Source organism: Streptomyces sp. ID05-39B (genome assembly GCF_033794725.1).
Classification (GTDB): Bacteria; Actinomycetota; Actinomycetes; order Streptomycetales; family Streptomycetaceae; genus Streptomyces; species Streptomyces bobili.
The window spans coordinates 1808-5045 of record NZ_JARGEF010000384.1 but is presented as its reverse complement, the minus strand read 5'-3'; the positions used below and the strand labels follow the sequence as shown (position 1 = coordinate 5045).

General features: G+C 57.2%; 1 rRNA gene. It reads right to left on the bottom strand.

Annotation, left to right across the window (positions count from 1 at the left end):
• Positions 1–22: 22 nt before the first annotated feature.
• Positions 23–3145, bottom strand: a 23S ribosomal RNA gene (locus tag P1P75_RS39580).
• Positions 3146–3238: the final 93 nt, after the last annotated feature.

Below are 3238 nucleotides of genomic sequence, written 5' to 3'. Positions count from 1 at the left end.
AACACAGTGGACGCGAGCAACTGAGGACAAGCCCTCGGCCTATTAGTACCAGTCAGCTTCACCCGTTACCGGGCTTCCACATCTGGCCTATCAACCCAGTCGTCTACTGGGAGCCTTACCCTCTCAAGGAGGTGGGAACACTCATCTCGAAGCAGGCTTCCCGCTTAGATGCTTTCAGCGGTTATCCCTCCCGAACGTAGCCAACCAGCCATGCCCTTGGCAGGACAACTGGCACACCAGAGGTTCGTCCGTCCCGGTCCTCTCGTACTAGGGACAGCCCTTCTCAATGTTCCTGCGCGCGCAGCGGATAGGGACCGAACTGTCTCACGACGTTCTAAACCCAGCTCGCGTACCGCTTTAATGGGCGAACAGCCCAACCCTTGGGACCGACTCCAGCCCCAGGATGCGACGAGCCGACATCGAGGTGCCAAACCATCCCGTCGATATGGACTCTTGGGGAAGATCAGCCTGTTATCCCCGGGGTACCTTTTATCCGTTGAGCGACGGCGCTTCCACAAGCCACCGCCGGATCACTAGTCCCGACTTTCGTCCCTGCTCGACCCGTCGGTCTCACAGTCAAGCTCCCTTGTGCACTTACACTCAACACCTGATTGCCAACCAGGCTGAGGGAACCTTTGGGCGCCTCCGTTACTCTTTAGGAGGCAACCGCCCCAGTTAAACTACCCATCAGACACTGTCCCTGATCCGGATCACGGACCCAGGTTAGACATCCAGCACGACCAGAGTGGTATTTCAACGGCGACTCCACCTGAACTGGCGTCCAAGCTTCACAGTCTCCCACCTATCCTACACAAGCCGAACCGAACACCAATATCAAACTATAGTAAAGGTCCCGGGGTCTTTCCGTCCTGCTGCGCGAAACGAGCATCTTTACTCGTAGTGCAATTTCACCGGGCCTATGGTTGAGACAGTCGAGAAGTCGTTACGCCATTCGTGCAGGTCGGAACTTACCCGACAAGGAATTTCGCTACCTTAGGATGGTTATAGTTACCACCGCCGTTTACTGGCGCTTAAGTTCTCAGCTTCGCACGCCCGAAAGCGCACTAACCGGTCCCCTTAACGTTCCAGCACCGGGCAGGCGTCAGTCCGTATACATCGCCTTACGGCTTCGCACGGACCTGTGTTTTTAGTAAACAGTCGCTTCTCGCTGGTCTCTGCGGCCACCCCCAGCTCGAGCAGCAAGTGCTCTCACCAGTGATGGCCCCCCTTCTCCCGAAGTTACGGGGGCATTTTGCCGAGTTCCTTAACCATAGTTCACCCGAACGCCTCGGTATTCTCTACCTGACCACCTGAGTCGGTTTAGGGTACGGGCCGCCATGAAACTCGCTAGAGGCTTTTCTCGACAGCATAGGATCATCCACTTCACCACAATCGGCTCGGCATCAGGTCTCAGACTATGTGCCAGGCGGATTTACCTACCTGACGTCCTACACCCTTACCCCGGGACAACCACCGCCCGGGATGGACTACCTTCCTGCGTCACCCCATCACTCACCTACTGCAAGTCTGGTCCGTCGGCTCCACCACTTTCCTTTCCCCGAAGGGTCCGGAACGGCTTCACGGACTTAGCATCGCCTGGTTCAGTGTTTGACGCTTCACAGCGGGTACCGGAATATCAACCGGTTATCCATCGACTACGCCTGTCGGCCTCGCCTTAGGTCCCGACTTACCCTGGGCAGATCAGCTTGACCCAGGAACCCTTAGTCAATCGGCGCAAACGTTTCTCACGTTTGTATCGCTACTCATGCCTGCATTCTCACTCGTGAACCGTCCACAACTCGCTTCCGCGGCTGCTTCACCCGGCACACGACGCTCCCCTACCCATCCATACAGGCGTTGGCCCTAATGTATGAATGACACGACTTCGGCGGTACGCTTGAGCCCCGCTACATTGTCGGCGCGGAATCACTAGACCAGTGAGCTATTACGCACTCTTTCAAGGGTGGCTGCTTCTAAGCCAACCTCCTGGTTGTCTGTGCGACTCCACATCCTTTCCCACTTAGCGTACGCTTAGGGGCCTTAGTCGATGCTCTGGGCTGTTTCCCTCTCGACCATGGAGCTTATCCCCCACAGTCTCACTGCCGCGCTCTCACTTACCGGCATTCGGAGTTTGGCTAAGGTCAGTAACCCGGTAGGGCCCATCGCCTATCCAGTGCTCTACCTCCGGCAAGAAACACACGACGCTGCACCTAAATGCATTTCGGGGAGAACCAGCTATCACGGAGTTTGATTGGCCTTTCACCCCTAACCACAGGTCATCCCCCAGGTTTTCAACCCTGGTGGGTTCGGTCCTCCACGACCTCTTACAGCCGCTTCAACCTGCCCATGGCTAGATCACTCCGCTTCGGGTCTTGAGCGTGCTACTCAACCGCCCTGTTCGGACTCGCTTTCGCTACGGCTACCCCACTCGGGTTAACCTCGCAACACACCGCAAACTCGCAGGCTCATTCTTCAAAAGGCACGCAGTCACGACGCACCGAGCAAGCTCGATGCGCGACGCTCCCACGGCTTGTAGGCACACGGTTTCAGGTACTATTTCACTCCGCTCCCGCGGTACTTTTCACCATTCCCTCACGGTACTATCCGCTATCGGTCACCAGGGAATATTTAGGCTTAGCGGGTGGTCCCGCCAGATTCACACGGGATTTCTCGGGCCCCGTGCTACTTGGGTGTCTCTCAGACGAGCCGCTGACGTTTCGACTACGGGGGTCTTACCCTCTACGCCGGACCTTTCGCATGTCCTTCGTCTACATCAACGGTTTCTGACTCGCCCTGCCGCCGGCAGACGACAGAAGAGAGATCCCACAACCCCGTACACGCAACCCCTGCCGGGTCTCACACGTATACGGTTTAGCCTCATCCGGTTTCGCTCGCCACTACTCCCGGAATCACGGTTGTTTTCTCTTCCTGCGGGTACTGAGATGTTTCACTTCCCCGCGTTCCCTCCACATACCCTATGTGTTCAGGTATGGGTGACAGCCCATGACGACTGCCGGGTTTCCCCATTCGGAAACCCCCGGATCAAAGCCTGGTTGACGACTCCCCGGGGACTATCGTGGCCTCCCACGTCCTTCATCGGTTCCTGGTGCCAAGGCATCCACCGTGCGCCCTTAAAAACTTGGCCACAGATGCTCGCGTCCACTGTGCAGTTCTCAAACAACGACCAGCCACCCATCACCCCGAACCAACCGGTTCGAGTGCACTGGGGCCGGCACTG